The 13,922-nt window shown below is 65.9% G+C and carries 13 protein-coding genes and 1 pseudogene; 11 read left to right on the plus strand and 3 right to left on the minus strand.

All coding sequences use genetic code 11. The features are described 5' to 3' along the window. Positions 1 to 13 precede the first annotated feature (13 nt). Positions 14 to 253, minus strand: coding sequence for a hypothetical protein (locus MBELCI_RS21460; RefSeq protein ID WP_235047564.1), 240 nt, complete (start codon positions 251 to 253; stop codon positions 14 to 16). Here MBELCI_RS21460 and MBELCI_RS03810 point away from each other — a divergent pair. The 4 genes and pseudogenes from MBELCI_RS03810 to MBELCI_RS03825 all read left to right on the plus strand — a co-directional run bounded on the left by MBELCI_RS03810 (position 137) and on the right by MBELCI_RS03825 (position 5,476). After that, positions 137 to 1,076: pseudogene (locus tag MBELCI_RS03810) on the plus strand (ABC transporter permease). The gene MBELCI_RS21460 and the pseudogene MBELCI_RS03810 sit on opposite strands and share 117 nt — an antisense overlap. Beyond that, entirely contained in the window at positions 1,073 to 2,245 is a 1,173-nt protein-coding gene (locus MBELCI_RS03815; RefSeq protein ID WP_021692835.1) for an ABC transporter permease, read from the plus strand. Before MBELCI_RS03810 ends, MBELCI_RS03815 begins: the two are co-directional and overlap by 4 nt. Further along, positions 2,242 to 3,885: an ABC transporter ATP-binding protein gene (locus MBELCI_RS03820; protein WP_021692836.1), complete on the plus strand. Its 1,644-nt coding sequence runs from the start codon at positions 2,242 to 2,244 to the stop codon at positions 3,883 to 3,885. Before MBELCI_RS03815 ends, MBELCI_RS03820 begins: the two co-directional genes overlap by 4 nt. A 46-nt stretch (positions 3,886 to 3,931) precedes the next feature. Next, on the plus strand, positions 3,932 to 5,476 hold the full coding sequence (locus MBELCI_RS03825; protein WP_021692837.1) for an ABC transporter substrate-binding protein: 1,545 nt from the start codon (positions 3,932 to 3,934) through the stop codon (positions 5,474 to 5,476). 182 nt (positions 5,477 to 5,658) lie between these two features. On the opposite strand, the gene MBELCI_RS03830 is transcribed toward MBELCI_RS03825, so the two are convergent. Next, on the minus strand, positions 5,659 to 5,907 hold the full coding sequence (locus MBELCI_RS03830) for a hypothetical protein (RefSeq protein WP_021692838.1): 249 nt from the start codon (positions 5,905 to 5,907) through the stop codon (positions 5,659 to 5,661). A 409-nt stretch (positions 5,908 to 6,316) separates the two neighbouring features. Here MBELCI_RS03830 and dps point away from each other — a divergent pair, with 409 nt between their 5' ends. From dps to MBELCI_RS03865, 7 genes are all read left to right on the plus strand, one after another. Beyond that, positions 6,317 to 6,790, plus strand: a complete 474-nt coding sequence (gene dps / locus MBELCI_RS03835; RefSeq protein WP_021692839.1) for a DNA starvation/stationary phase protection protein Dps — start codon at positions 6,317 to 6,319, stop codon at positions 6,788 to 6,790. 239 nt (positions 6,791 to 7,029) lie between these two features. After that, on the plus strand, positions 7,030 to 7,524 hold the full coding sequence (locus MBELCI_RS03840; protein ID WP_021692840.1) for a DUF2165 family protein: 495 nt from the start codon (positions 7,030 to 7,032) through the stop codon (positions 7,522 to 7,524). A gap of 156 nt (positions 7,525 to 7,680) precedes the next feature. Beyond that, positions 7,681 to 8,271, plus strand: a complete 591-nt coding sequence (rimP, locus tag MBELCI_RS03845; protein ID WP_021692841.1) for a ribosome maturation factor RimP — start codon at positions 7,681 to 7,683, stop codon at positions 8,269 to 8,271. Then, positions 8,271 to 9,884: a transcription termination factor NusA gene (gene nusA / locus MBELCI_RS03850; protein ID WP_021692842.1), complete on the plus strand. Its 1,614-nt coding sequence runs from the start codon at positions 8,271 to 8,273 to the stop codon at positions 9,882 to 9,884. The genes rimP and nusA overlap by 1 nt, the downstream gene beginning before the upstream one ends. A gap of 8 nt (positions 9,885 to 9,892) precedes the next feature. Further along, positions 9,893 to 10,516, plus strand: a complete 624-nt coding sequence (locus tag MBELCI_RS03855; RefSeq protein ID WP_021692843.1) for an RNA-binding protein — start codon at positions 9,893 to 9,895, stop codon at positions 10,514 to 10,516. A 5-nt stretch (positions 10,517 to 10,521) separates the two neighbouring features. Next, on the plus strand, positions 10,522 to 13,032 hold the full coding sequence (gene infB, locus MBELCI_RS03860; RefSeq protein ID WP_021692844.1) for a translation initiation factor IF-2: 2,511 nt from the start codon (positions 10,522 to 10,524) through the stop codon (positions 13,030 to 13,032). A gap of 104 nt (positions 13,033 to 13,136) precedes the next feature. Beyond that, positions 13,137 to 13,682: a P-loop NTPase family protein gene (locus MBELCI_RS03865; RefSeq protein WP_045319670.1), complete on the plus strand. Its 546-nt coding sequence runs from the start codon at positions 13,137 to 13,139 to the stop codon at positions 13,680 to 13,682. 83 nt (positions 13,683 to 13,765) lie between these two features. Here MBELCI_RS03865 and MBELCI_RS21195 read toward each other — a convergent pair whose 3' ends face one another. Beyond that, complete coding sequence (locus tag MBELCI_RS21195) at positions 13,766 to 13,909, minus strand: hypothetical protein (RefSeq protein WP_021692846.1); 144 nt, start codon at positions 13,907 to 13,909, stop codon at positions 13,766 to 13,768. Between the last annotated feature and the right edge of the window lie 13 nt (positions 13,910 to 13,922).

Here is a 13,922-nt window from a genome sequence, read left to right on the forward strand (position 1 = left end):
CGCTAACCTGAAGTCAATCAAGAAGGTGCGGAACCGCACCAGAGCGGCCCATGTCCCGGGCCACAGGGGAGACTTCGACAGCTTGGGGAGCGTGATACGCATCGTCCTGCAGCGTCTGGCGCTTGGCCTTCTGACGCTGCTCATCGTCTCGGCGGTGATCTTCGGCGCGGTGAACCTGCTTCCCGGCGATTTTGCGCAGGCCGTGCTGGGCCAGTCCGCGACGCCCGAGGCGGTCACGGCGATCCGCACCCAACTCGGCCTCGATCAGCCACTACCGGTCCGCTACGTGCAATGGCTCTGGGACGCGGCGCGCGGTGATCTCGGGGTCAGCTTCGCACAGGCCAACTTCGCGAGCTTCACCGGGCGGGTGGACCCCTCGGCCACCGTGCTGGCGCAGATCGCGCCGCGTTTTGCCAACACCATGTTCCTCGCGGGCGTGACGGCGGCCATCGCCGTGCCGATGGCGGTGGGTCTGGGCATCCTCGCCGCGCTGTGGCGCGATACCGCCTTCGACAAGGGCGCCAACATCGCGACGCTGTCCTCGATCTCAAGCCCCGAATTTTTTTCTGGCCTATATCCTGATCCTGCTGTTTGCGGTGGTGAACCCGGTGCTACCCTCGCTGTCGAACATCTTTCCCGGCATGAGCTTTGGCGAAAGGCTGGAAAAGACCCTGCTTCCTGCTCTGACGCTGACGCTGGTGGTCACCGCGCACATGATGCGCATGACCCGCGCCGCGATCCTCAACCTGATGGCGCAGCCCTATATCGAGATGGCGCGGCTCAAGGGGATGCGGCCCCTGCGGGTGATCTGGCGACACGCGCTCCCGAACGCGCTGGCCCCCATCGTCAACGTGGTGGCGCTCAACCTCGCCTATCTTGTCACCGGCGTCGTCGTGGTTGAGGTGGTCTTCGTTTATCCCGGCATCGGCCAGCTCTTCGTCGACAGCGTGAAGCTGCGCGACATCCCTGTGGTGCAGGCCTGCTGCCTGATCTTTGCGGCGGCCTATATCTTGCTGAACCTCACCGCCGACATCCTGTCGATCATCTCGAACCCGCGTCTGAGGCACCCCAAATGAGTCTCTGGATCTGGGCCATCGGCGCGCTCGCCGCCATCGCGGCGCTGGCATGGATCGGCCTCTGTGTGGCGCGCAGGCTGAGCGGCAACGCGCCGCGCTACCGCGACATGTCCTATGGCGTGGCCTTCGGCTACGCGCTGGCGCTCGCCGCTATCGCGGGCGGGGTCTGGCTCTGGATGAAGCCGGGTGCCGTCTATTTCCGCTGGGCGGTGATGGGCTTTTTCCTCTGCGCCGCCGCGGCCTTCGTCTTTCGCCTTGCGGGGCGGCATCTGGGGCCGGAGCGGTTGAGGCGGCAGTTTCGCAAGATGCCGCTGACGGCGGCCTTCGGCATCCTCGTGATCCTCATCTATGCCATCGTCGCGATCTTTGCCGCGTGGATCGCCCCCTACGGACAGGAGGCGGTGCTGGGTGCTGCCAACGTGGTGCCGGGCGGCGACCCGGCGATGGGCGGCGATCCGGCCTTTCCGCTGGGCACCGACCGGATCGGGCGCGACATCCTCTCGCGGCTCATCTACGGCGCGCAGAACACCGTGGGGCTGGCCTTCGCGACGACGCTGCTGGCGTTCCTTCTCGGCGGCTCGCTGGGGCTTCTGGCCGCCGTCGTGGGTGGCTGGCTCGATCAGGTGCTGAGCCGCGGCGTCGATGTGCTGATGGCGATCCCCTCGCTCATTTTCGCGCTTTTGCTGCTCACCATCGCGAGCGTCTGGGCCGACGGGGCGCGCGGGCTGATGACGCTCTACATGGTGCTGATCATCGCGGTGATCGACAGCACGCGGGTGTTCCGCCTCTCCCGCTCGGTCGGCATCGGGATCGTGGTGATGGATTACGTCGAGGCCGCCAAGCTGCGCGGCGAGGGCATGGGGCATCTGGTGTTCCGCGAAATCCTGCCCAATGCCATGGCGCCGCTTCTGGCCGAGTTCGGGCTGCGGTTCTGCTTCGTGTTCCTGACCATCGCCTCGCTCTCGTTCCTTGGCGTCGGCATCCAGCCGCCGCTGGCGGATTGGGGCACCATGGTCCGCGACCTCGCGCAGTTCATCAACTTCGCGGCCTTCGCGCCGATGGTGGCGCTGGCGCCGCTCCTGCCGGCGCTGGCCATTGCGATCCTGACCGTGGGGGTGAACTTCGTCGTGGACTGGATGCTGCACCGCGCCTCGGGGCTGAAATCGTGACGCCGCTTCTGGAAATACGCGATCTGCGGATCGAGGGCCGCTCGGACGAGGCATGGCACCCGATCATCAATGGCATCGACCTGACGCTGGGTCGTGGCGAGGTGCTCGGGCTGATCGGCGAATCGGGGGCGGGCAAATCGACGCTGGGCCTCGCCGCGATGGGCTATGTGCGCGACGGGGTGCGGATCTCGGGCGGCGCGGTGGTGTTCGACGGCATCGACCTGATGACCGCCTCGACCGAGGAGAAGCGCTCGCTCTTGGGCCGCCGCATCGCCTATGTCGCGCAATCGGCGGCGGCGAGCTTCAACCCCGCGCACAAGCTGATCGACCAGCATGTCGAGGCGCCGGTGCGCCACGGCGTGTCCGGGCGCGGCGAAAGCGTCGAGGTTGCGATCGAACTTTATCGCAAGCTGCGCCTGCCGAACCCCGAGGAGATCGGGTTTCGCTATCCGCATCAGGTCTCGGGCGGGCAATTGCAGCGCGCTATGACGGCGATGGCAATGTCCTGCCGCCCCGATCTCATCATCTTCGATGAGCCGACCACCGCGCTCGACGTGACCACGCAGATCGAGGTGCTAGCGGCGATCCGCGACATCGTCGACCAGTTCGGCACCTCGGCGATCTACATCACCCACGACCTCGCCGTCGTGGCGCAGATGGCGGATCGCATAAAGGTGCTGCTCAGAGGCGACGAGGTCGAGACCGCGCCGACGCGGCAGATGCTGGAGCACCCGCGCGAGGACTATACCAAGTCGCTTTGGGCGGTGCGCGGCTATCACCGGCCCGAAAAGCCCGCGCCCGGCCCTGACAGCGTGCCGATCCTTTCGGTCGAGGGGGTGACGGCGGCCTATGGCGAACAAGTGGTGCTGGAGAAGGTGTCCTTCGACATCCATCCCGGCCGCACCGTCGCGGTGGTGGGCGAAAGCGGCTCGGGCAAGTCGACCACCGCGCGGGTGATCACCGGGCTGCTGCCGCCCAAGGGTGGGGCTGTGCGCTTCGAGGGCGAGGCGCTGCCGCCCGGCTACCGCCAGCGGTCCAAGGACCAGCTCAGGCAGGTCCAGATGATCTACCAGATGGCCGACACCGCGCTGAACCCGCGCCAGACCGTGGCGCAGATCATCGGCCGGCCGGTGCGCTTCTATTCCGGGCTCAGGGGACGCCGCCTGCGGGTCCGCGTGGACGAGCTGCTCGACCAGATCGAGATGGATCCGGCCATTTTTCGCGACCGGTTGCCGGGCGAGTTGTCGGGCGGGCAGAAGCAGCGTATCGGCATCGCCCGCGCGTTGGCCGCCGAGCCGCGTCTCATCATCTGCGACGAGGTGACGAGCGCCCTCGATCAATTGGTGGCTGAAGGCATCCTCAAGCTTCTGGCGCGGCTGCAGGACGAGCTGGGCCTGTCCTACATGTTCATCACCCACGACCTCGCCACGGTGAAGGCGATCGCCGACGAGGTGGTGGTGATGAAGGAGGGCCAGGTGATCGAGCAGGGCCCCAAGACCGCGATGTTCACGCCGCCGCACCACCCCTACACCGACCTGCTTTTGTCTTCGGTGCCCGAGATGGACCCCGATTGGCTCGACAAGCTTCTGGCCGAACGGGGAGTTGAGGCGCTGGGCGAGGCGGCAACGGGTAAGATGTGAGCGAATCGGCCCCGTGAGGCCAAAAGAAACCAAGAGGGAGAACGACATGCTGCCACAGATCAGCCGCCGGGGATTGCTCAGAAGCGGGGCCGCCGCAGGCCTGTTGTCCGTCACCGGCCTGCCGCTGCGCGCGCAGTCGCGCGGGGGCACGCTCAAGCTCGGCCTCGCGGGCGCCAACACTTCCGACAGCTGGGACGGGCGCACCCATTCCGACACCTACATGATCCTCACCGCCCATGGCGCGGTGTTCGACTGCCTCACCGAGATCGCCGCCAATGGCGAGCTGGTGGGCGAGCTTGCGACCTCGTGGGAATCGACCCCCGACGCCAAGACATGGACCTTCGATCTGCGGCAGGACGTGACCTTCCACAATGGCGCGGCCTTCACCGCCGACGACGTGATCGCCTCGCTCAAGCTGCATCTCGATGAGGATGCGAAATCGGCTGCGAGGCCGATCGTCGACCCGATCACCGAGATGAAGAAGCTCGGCGAGCATCAGGTGCAGTTCGTGCTCGAGGCGGGCAATGCCGACTTCCCGTTTCTGATGTCGGACTATCACCTGCTGATCTATCCGCACCAGAACGTCGAGGAGGCGATCGCGCAGGGCATCGGCACCGGGCTTTACAAGGTCGAGAGCTTCGATCCCGGCGTGCGCACGCTGCTGAGCCGTGTTGACGGCCACTACAAGGACGGCAAGGCAGGCTGGTTCGACCAGATCGAGGTGATCGCGATCAATGACGGCTCGGCCCGGATGACGGCGTTGATGACCAGCCAGGTCGACGCGGTGAACAACGTGGAGTTCCAGGTCGAGCCGCTCCTGAAAGCCAACCCGCAGCTCGCGCTCAATGAGGTGACGGGCAACCAGCACTACACCTTCCCGATGCTCACTGATCTCTCGCCGATGGACAACGTCACCGTGCGCAAGGCCCTCAAGCATGCGGTGCGGCGCGAGGAGCTGGTCGAGAAGATCCTGATGGGCCATGGCGCGGTCGCCAATGACCACCCGATCGGCCCGGCGAACCAGTATTACCATGCCGAGCTGGAGCAGAACGCCTATGACCCCGACAGGTCGAAGGCGCTCTTGAAGGAGGCCGGTCTCGATGGCCTGAGCATCGACCTCTCGGTTTCCGAGGCGGCCTTTTCGGGGGCGATCGACGCAGGCCTTCTGTATCAGGCGAGCGCCCGCGACTGCGGCATCGACATCAATGTCGTGCAGGAGCCGGCGGATGGCTACTGGTCCAACGTCTGGATCAAGAAGCCGTGGTGCGCCTCCTACTGGTCGGGCCGCGTGACCGAGGACTGGATGTTCACGCTGGGCTACGAGGCCGGGGCCGCGTGGAACGACACCCATTGGGAGGACCAGCGCTTCCAGACCCTGCTCAGGGAGGCGCGCGCCGAACTCGACAGCGACAAGCGCCGCGAAATGTATCACGAGATGCAGGCCCTGTGCTCGAGCGAGGGCGCCACGGCGATCCCGATGTATGCCAACTTCGTCGACGGCTACAACACCAAGCTCGGCCACCCCGAGGTGGTCGGCAACGTCTTCGACCTCGACAGCAACCGCATCTGCGAACGGTGGTGGATGGCCTGATCGGCCCTTAGGCCGCCATCTCGCACGACGAAATGCGCCGCTCCCCCGGGGGTGGCGCGTTTTTCGTTCGCATCGTGGATACGGTAGGCCGGGCCGTCATGCGAGCGGCCGGGGGCGGGCGACCCTGTCGGGCCGAGAGCCGGAAAACGGGGCGCCTCTATCCGGCGTGAAGCGCGCAGGCCCTATGCCTTGTCATCATCGGCCTTCTTCTTCAGCTCGTCATAGTTGCTGGGATCGAAATCACCGGGATCGAAGGCTTCCTCATCCTCCGAGATTCCGGTCACATAGGTCGTTCCGGTCTTTTCGTCGTAGGCGAGGCCGTAATTCGCACGGCCCTCCGACTTGTAGCGTCGGTATTCATGAATGCCGGCAAGGATGATGATCACCGTCACTGGCAGCAGGATGAGGGCAGCGAGCAGTCTGGCTTCCATGGGAGCGCTCCTTTGCGGGCTGTTCGGGGTTGTGCGGCACCGGCATGCGCGCCGCAGCGTCAGGCGCGCCAGTATTGGCAGCCGTGACGGGGTCGGAGCGTTTTTCGCCGGGGCGGCTCAGGTAGCACACCAAATGAAACTGTCGAAGAGCTTTCGCTCGATCGGGGTCGGGCATGCGTCGGGTGCATGGCATGCGCCCTCGCATCGGCGCTCCTGCCCATGGGCCCCGGCACTGGGGCTGGAAAGGCGGCCGGACCGGTGAACCGGTTCTGCTTCGCTTCGGGTCCGTTGCGGCAAACGGCGCGGCTTCGCGGCTCTCCTCATGCGCGCGGGACGCAGGCAGGAACCGGGCCCTTGCACGAGCGTTGGCAAGACAACGCACGCAATCTCGCTTTGAGAGAGGATACCCATGCCCGAGAATTTCGCAGGAGAGCTGAATCAGGACGTCCGCACCCAGATGGTCGACCTGCTCAACAAGAACCTCGTCAACATGCTTGCCCTGACGCTGGCGGTGAAGCAGGCGCATTGGAACCTCAAGGGTCCGGGCTTCATCGGCGTGCATGAGCTGCTCGACGAGGCGGCCGACCGGCTGCGCGAGGGCGCCGATCTGATGGCCGAGCGCGCGGTGATTCTGGGTGGTTTCGCCCGCGGCACCGTCGAGGTCGCCGCCGACAAGGCCGAGATGGACGCCTATCCGGTGGAAGTGAGTGACATCAAGCAGCACGTCGAGGAGCTGAAATTGCGCTACATGTTCGTCGGCGGCGAGGTTCGCAAGGCGATGGAAGAGGCGGGCGACGCCGGTGACGAGGACACCGCCGACCTGTTCACCGAAGTGAGCCGCACGCTCGACAAGGACGCGTGGTTCATCGGCGCCAACGCCTGATCGCCACCTTTCGGAACGACCGGACGGCCCGCTCTCCTCAATAGGAGAGCGGGCCGTTTCCGTGCGGGGCAAAGCGGCCGGCCGATCCCGGCGGAGCAATCGGGCAACGGCCTGCGGGGCATGGGGTTTTGCACGCTGGACAGTTCGGCGCGATGCCACTTCTAGTCGGCGGCGTTTCCGGTGCCTTTCACCTCAGGCGGGTGCCGGCGGCGTCACCCGACCTGCCCGAAAGGACCTTCATGCCCCTGCGTCTCTCCAAGATCGCGATGCTGCTCGGCCTCGCCCTCTTCGCCTTCCTCGTCACGCTCAACAACATCGTCGATTACGGCTCGAACTTCGCCTTCGTGCAGCACGTGCTGTCGATGGACACCACCTTCGAGGGCAACGCGTTGATGGGCCGCGCGATCACCACCGAATGGATGTGGCATGCGGGCTATTGGCTGATCATCGCGGGCGAGGGGCTGACCGCGCTGCTCCTCGGCATCGGCGCGATCCGGCTGCTCATGGCGCTGCGCGCGCCGGCGCGGGATTTCCACGCGGCCAAGAGCTGGGCCGTGCTGGGCGCGACCACCGGTTTTCTGGTCTGGTTTGTCGGCTTCATGGCGATCGGGGCGGAATGGTTCCTGATGTGGCAGTCCGATATCTGGAATGGCCAGCAGCCGGCTTTCCGTTTCTACATCACCATTCTGGCGGTGATCATCTTCGTGATGCAGCCCGACGAGGATGCGATCTGACAGGGCTCCGGGGGGTCCGTGTCACGCGACACTTGCAGACTCGTGCCGACCCCCCTATATCCCCCTCAGAACAGCGGCGCGCCGGCCTCCACAACCGGCGCCCACCGGGAAAGATCGACGGGCCGCTGGCCCGTTTTTTTGTGCTTGGAGGACCTCATGTCCGACCTCATCGCCAAGGCGGCGATCGACCGCCGCGTCCAGGAGATCATCGAGCCCGTCATCGCTGACATGGGTTTCGAGCTGGTGCGCGTGCGCCTGATGTCGGGCAAGAGCTCGACCCTGCAGATCATGGCGCAGAAGCCCGACGGCACGATCGAGGTCGACGAGTGCGGCCAGATCTCCACCGCCGTCTCGGCCGTGCTCGACGTCGAGGACCCGATCATCGACGCCTACACGCTCGAGGTCTCCTCGCCCGGCATCGACCGGCCGCTGACCCGGCTCAAGGATTTCGAGCAGTGGAAGGGCTTCGAGGCCAAGATCGAGACCGAGGAGCTGATCGACGGCCGCCGCCGCTTCAAGGGCGAGCTGGCGGGCGTCGAGGACGGCGAGGTGCTGATCGAGATCGAGGAGGCCGGCGAGACGGTCACCATCGGTCTGAAGTTCGAGTGGCTCTCGGACGCCAAGCTGGTGCTGACCGACGAGCTGATCCGCGACGTGCTGCGCTCGCGCAAGGATGCGGGCCAGATCGACGAGACCCAATTCGACGATGTTGAAACCATCATTGATGGTGATGAGGAGAACGACTGATGGCCATCACATCCGCAAACCAGCTCGAGCTATTGCAGACCGCCGAGGCGGTCGCGCGCGAGAAGATGATCGACCCGATCCTCGTGGTCGAGGCGATGGAGGAGAGCCTCGCCCGTGCCGCCAAGTCGCGCTACGGCGCCGAGATGGACATCCGGGTCAACATCGACCGCAAGACCGGCCGCGCCCGCTTTACCCGCGTACGCACCGTCGTCGCCGACGAGGATCTCGAGAACTACCAGGCCGAGATGACCGTCGAGCAGGCCAAGCTCTATCTCGACGATCCCAAGATCGGTGACACCTTCGTCGAGGAGGTGCCCCCGGTCGAGCTCGGGCGCATCGCCGCGCAGTCGGCCAAACAGGTGATCCTGCAGAAGGTCCGCGAGGCCGAGCGCGATCGCCAGTACGAAGAGTTCAAGGATCGCGCCGGCACCATCATCAACGCTACCGTCAAGCGCGAGGAATACGGCAATATCGTCGTCGAGCTTCCCGGCGCCGGCGAAGCCGTGCTGCGCCGCAACGAGAAGATCGGCCGCGAGGCCTACCGCCCCGGCGACCGGATCCGCTGCTACGTCAAGGACGTGCGCCGCGAGGTGCGTGGCCCGCAGATCTTCCTCAGCCGCACCGCGCCCGAGTTCATGGCCGAACTGTTCAAGATGGAAGTGCCCGAGATCTACGAGGGCATCATCGAGATCAAGGCCGTGGCCCGCGACCCGGGCAGCCGCGCCAAGATCGCCGTGATCTCCTATGACAACTCGATCGACCCGGTCGGCGCCTGCGTCGGCATGCGCGGCTCTCGCGTGCAAGCCGTCGTCGGTGAGCTTCAGGGTGAGAAGATCGACATCATCCCGTGGAACGAGGACATGCCGACCTTCCTCGTCAACGCGCTTCAGCCCGCCGAGGTCTCCAAGGTCGTGTTCGACGAGGAGGCCGAGCGCATTGAGGTCGTGGTGCCCGAGGAGCAGCTGTCGCTCGCCATCGGCCGTCGCGGTCAGAACGTGCGTCTGGCCTCGCAGCTCACCGGTCTCGACATCGACATCATGACTGAAGAGCAGGAGAGCAAGCGCCGTCAGGCCGAGTTCGAGACCCGCACCAAGCTGTTCATGGACACGCTCGACCTCGACGAGTTCTTTGCGCAACTTCTCGTCTCCGAGGGGTTCACAAATCTCGATGAGGTCGCATATGTCGATCAGGATGAGCTGCTGGTGATCGACGGGGTCGACGCCGACACCGCCGCCGAGCTTCAGGCGCGGGCCCGCGACTACATCGACGCCCAGAACAAGGCCGCGCTGGAGCGCGCCCGCGAGCTTGGCGCCGAGGACAGCCTGATCGGCTTCCCGGGTCTGAGCCCGCAGATGGTCGAGGCGCTGGCCAAGGACGGCGTCAAGACGCTCGAGGACTTCGCGACCTGCGCCGATTGGGAACTGGCCGGCGGCTGGACCACCGAAGGCGGCGAGCGCGTGAAGGATGACGGCGTGCTCGAGCCCTTCGAGGTCAGCCTCGAAGAGGCGCAGGAACTGGTGATGACCGCGCGCGTGGCGCTCGGCTGGGTCGATCCCGACGAGCTTGCCGCCGATGAGGCTGCCGCCGCCGCGAACGACGAAGAAGAGGCCTGAGGCAAGAGATGGGTCGTGGTGGAATGAAAGCGGAGCGGGCCGACGGGCCGGAGCGGAAATGCATCGTCACGGGTGACGTGCAGCCGAAATCCGGACTGATCCGCTTCGTGATCGGTCCCGACGGCCAGGTGGTTCCCGACATCCTCGGCAAACTGCCGGGGCGGGGGATCTACGTCACCGCCGAGAAGGCGGTGATCGAGACGGCCAAGCGCGGGCAGTTCGCCCGCGCCGCCAAGATGCCGGTGACGGTGCCGGAGGGTCTCGCGGCCGAGGTGGAGCGCCAGCAGGCGCGCCGCGTCGTCGACCTGATCGCTCTGGCGCGCAAGGCGGGGCTCGCGATCGCGGGCTTCGAAAAGGTGAAATCGGCGCTCGCGGGCGATCACGTCCGCGTGCTGTTGCAGGCCTCGGATGGCTCCGAACGCGGCAAGAGCAAATTGTGGACCCCTACGGGGGCAAGATATTACGGCTGCCTGACCTCGGACGAATTGGGTTTGGCTTTCGGCCGGCAAAGTGTGATACACGGCGCGCTCGCTGCTGGCGGACTCAGCGACCGTGTTGTAGAGGAGGCCGCGAAACTGCGCGGTCTGCGAGAGAGCAACGGCGGCGATACGGCCTCCGGGAAGGATATGTAAATCTGATGAGCGATACCGACGGCAAGAAACCTCTTGGTCTGCACGGGTCCCGTCCGGGGAACGTCAAGCAGAGCTTTAGTCATGGCCGGACCAAGAACGTCGTGGTCGAGACCAAACGCAAGCGCGTCGTGGTGCCGAAGCCCGGTGGCGCGGCACAAGGCACGGCCGCGACCGGCGTGGTGAGGGGCGATCCCTCCAAGCGCCCGGCGGGAATCAGCGAGGCCGAACTCGAGCGCCGGATGCGCGCTCTCGCCCTCGCCCGGTCGCGCGAGGCCGAAGAGGCCGAGAAGCGCGCCGCCGAGGAGGCTGCCCGTGCCGAAGAGCGTGAGCGCCGCCGCGCCGAGATCGAGGCCAAGGAACGCGAGGACCGCGAGCGCGAAGAGGCGCTCAAGGCCAAGGCCGAGGAAGAGGAGCGCAAGAAGCGCGAGGCCGAGGAAGCCGCGCGCCGTGCCTCCCAGCCCGCGCCGCAGCAGCCCGCGGCCCAGCCTGCCGCCGCGCCCGGCGAGATGCCCGCAGGCGGTCAGCGTCCGAACTCCGCGCCCCGCAAGGCCGGCGATCGCGATCGCGACGCCCGCGCCGACAAGAAGGCCAAGCCCGCCGCCAAGGGCGGGGTCGACAACCGTCGCTCGGGTAAGCTGACGCTGAACCAGGCGCTGTCGGGCGAAGGCGGCCGTCAGCGGTCCATGGCCCAGATGAAGCGCAAGCAGGAGCGCGCGCGCCAGAAGGCGATGGGCGGCCATGTCGAGCGCGAGAAGGTCGTGCGCGACGTGCAGCTGCCCGAGGTCATCACCGTGGGCGAGCTTGCCAACCGCATGGCCGAGCGCGTGGCCGACGTGGTCAAGTCGCTGATGAACAACGGCATCATGGCGACGCAGAACCAGTCGATCGACGCCGACACCGCCGAGCTGATCATCGAGGATTTCGGCCACCGCGTCGTCCGCGTCTCGGATGCCGACGTCGAACAGGTGATCGAACAGGTCAAGGACAAGCCAGAGGACCTGCTCGACCGTGCGCCGATCATCACCGTGATGGGCCATGTCGACCACGGCAAGACCTCGCTGCTCGACGCGATCCGCAAGACCAAGGTCGTCTCGGGCGAGGCCGGTGGCATCACCCAGCATATCGGTGCCTATCAGGTCGAAGCCGCCAACGGCACGCGCCTGACTTTCCTCGACACGCCCGGCCACGCGGCCTTCACCTCGATGCGCGCCCGTGGCGCGCAGGTGACGGACATCGTGGTGCTGGTGGTCGCGGCCGATGACGCGGTGATGCCGCAGACCATCGAGGCGCTGAACCACGCCAAGGCCGCCAAGGTGCCGATGATCGTTGCGATCAACAAGGTCGACAAGTACGACGCCAACCCCGACAAGGTCCGCACGGACCTGCTCCAGCACGAGGTCATCGTCGAAAAGATGTCCGGCGACGTGCAGGACGTCGAGGTGTCGGCGATCACCGGCAAGGGTCTGGACCAGCTGCTCGAGGCGATCGCGCTGCAGTCCGAGATCCTCGAGCTGAAGGCCAACCCGAACCGTCCGGCGCAGGGCGCTGTGATCGAGGCGCAGCTGGACGTGGGCCGCGGCCCGGTCGCGACCGTCCTCGTGCAGAACGGCACGCTCAAGCGCGGCGACATCTTCGTCGTGGGTGAGCAGTGGGGCAAGGTCCGCGCGCTGGTCGACGACAAGGGCGAGCGCGTCGAGGAGGCCGGTCCCTCGGTCCCCGTCGAGGTGCTGGGTCTCAACGGCACGCCTGAGGCGGGCGACGTTCTCAACGTCGTCGCGACCGAGGCGCAGGCCCGCGAGATCGCGGAATACCGCGCCAACGCCGCCAAGGAGAAGCGCGCCGCAGCCGGTGCCGCGACGACCCTCGAGCAGCTCATGGCCAAGGCCAAGGAAGACAAGAACGTCTCCGAGCTGCCGGTGGTGGTGAAGTCCGACGTGCAGGGTTCGGCCGAGGCCATCGTTCAGGCGATGGAAAAGATCGGCAACGACGAGGTCCGGGTCCGGGTGCTGCATTCGGGCGTGGGCGCGATCACCGAGAGCGACATCGGCCTCGCCGAGGCGTCGGGCGCTCCGGTCTTCGGCTTCAACGTCCGGGCCAACGCGCCTGCACGTCAGGCCGCGAACCAGAAGGGCGTCGAGATCCGCTACTACAGTGTGATCTACGACCTCGTGGACGACGTGAAGCAAGCGGCCTCGGGCCTTCTGTCGAACGAGATCCGCGAGAAGTTCATCGGCTATGCCAGCATCAAGGAGGTCTTCAAGGTCTCCAATGTCGGCAAGGTCGCGGGTTGTCTCGTTACCGAAGGCGTGGCGCGCCGCTCCGCCGGTGTCCGCCTGCTGCGCGACAACGTCGTGATCCACGAGGGCACGCTCAAGACCCTCAAGCGCTTCAAGGACGAAGTGTCCGAAGTGCAGTCGGGTCAGGAATGTGGCATGGCCTTCGAGAACCACGAGGACATCCGCCCCGGCGATGTCATCGAGATCTTCGAGCGGGAATCGGTCGAGCGGTCGCTCTGATCCGATCATCCGATCCACTGAACACAAAAAAAGGGGCGGCCTTCGGGCCGCCCCTTCGCGTTTGCAGAGTTGACGGGAACGGCCGGGATCGTAGTTCAGACCCGATGAAACGGGTGATGATCATCGGGCAGCCCGGTTCGGGCAAATCATGGCTGGCGCGGCGGATGGGCGAGATCACGCATCTGCCGGTCGTGCATATCGATGCCATCCATTGGGCGCCCGGCTGGGTCGAGCGACCGCGCGCAGAAAAGGACCGGCTGTGCGCCGGAGTTCATGCGCGGCCCGAATGGATCTTCGAAGGCGGACATTCATCGACATGGGAAGCACGGCTGGATCGTGCCGATACGGTGATCTGGCTCGATCTGCCGCTGGGTCTGCGTCTGCGGCGGGTGCTGTGGCGCAGCCTGAGCAACTGGGGACGCAGCCGTCCGGAGCTGCCGCCGGGATGCCCGGAACGCTTCAATGGCGAGTTCGTGCGATACATCTGGCGCACGCGCCGGTCGCAGCGGTCGAAGCTGTGCTGGTTTTACGGGCAGGTTCCCGAGGACAAGGATCGCCACCATTTGCGAAGTCGGCGCGAGGTCGCGGACTATCTGGGCGGGCTCTCCGAAGCGGTGGCAAGCGGGAATCTCGGTCTGCCGCATCGCTGAGAGCTGGGAAAATTGAAAAGGGACGGCTTTGGGCCGTCCCTTTCGCGTTCGGATACTCGTGAAATTATATACGCGAAAGGGCCTCAGGCGGCTTGGGGACCACTGTTGGCGGGACGCCCCTCATAGAGACGTTCACCGACACGGACCAGCATCCGGCCGTTCGCGAGCTGTTTGACAAGAAGGCCCTGCACCGAGATGCAGCTACCGATCAGGATGGTTTGCAGCATAATGGACTCCATA

Origin of the sequence: Limimaricola cinnabarinus LL-001, from assembly GCF_000466965.1 — a bacterium.
GTDB classification, from domain to species: Bacteria; Pseudomonadota; Alphaproteobacteria; order Rhodobacterales; family Rhodobacteraceae; genus Limimaricola; species Limimaricola cinnabarinus.

What these genes read in the sequence shown, in the direction of transcription:
- infB (WP_021692844.1), top strand. Translation starts at nt 10,522, where the DNA reads ATGAGCGATACCGACGGCAAGAAACCTCTTGGTCTGCACGGGTCCCGT.
- MBELCI_RS03855 (WP_021692843.1), top strand. Translation starts at nt 9,893, where the DNA reads ATGGGTCGTGGTGGAATGAAAGCGGAGCGGGCCGACGGGCCGGAGCGG.
- MBELCI_RS03815 (WP_021692835.1), top strand. Translation starts at nt 1,073, where the DNA reads ATGAGTCTCTGGATCTGGGCCATCGGCGCGCTCGCCGCCATCGCGGCG.
- nusA (WP_021692842.1), top strand. Translation starts at nt 8,271, where the DNA reads ATGGCCATCACATCCGCAAACCAGCTCGAGCTATTGCAGACCGCCGAG.
- MBELCI_RS03840 (WP_021692840.1), top strand. Translation starts at nt 7,030, where the DNA reads ATGCCCCTGCGTCTCTCCAAGATCGCGATGCTGCTCGGCCTCGCCCTC.
- MBELCI_RS03830 (WP_021692838.1), bottom strand. Translation starts at nt 5,907, where the DNA reads ATGGAAGCCAGACTGCTCGCTGCCCTCATCCTGCTGCCAGTGACGGTG.
- MBELCI_RS03825 (WP_021692837.1), top strand. Translation starts at nt 3,932, where the DNA reads ATGCTGCCACAGATCAGCCGCCGGGGATTGCTCAGAAGCGGGGCCGCC.
- dps (WP_021692839.1), top strand. Translation starts at nt 6,317, where the DNA reads ATGCCCGAGAATTTCGCAGGAGAGCTGAATCAGGACGTCCGCACCCAG.
- rimP (WP_021692841.1), top strand. Translation starts at nt 7,681, where the DNA reads ATGTCCGACCTCATCGCCAAGGCGGCGATCGACCGCCGCGTCCAGGAG.
- MBELCI_RS03865 (WP_045319670.1), top strand. Translation starts at nt 13,137, where the DNA reads ATGAAACGGGTGATGATCATCGGGCAGCCCGGTTCGGGCAAATCATGG.
- MBELCI_RS21195 (WP_021692846.1), bottom strand. Translation starts at nt 13,909, where the DNA reads ATGCTGCAAACCATCCTGATCGGTAGCTGCATCTCGGTGCAGGGCCTT.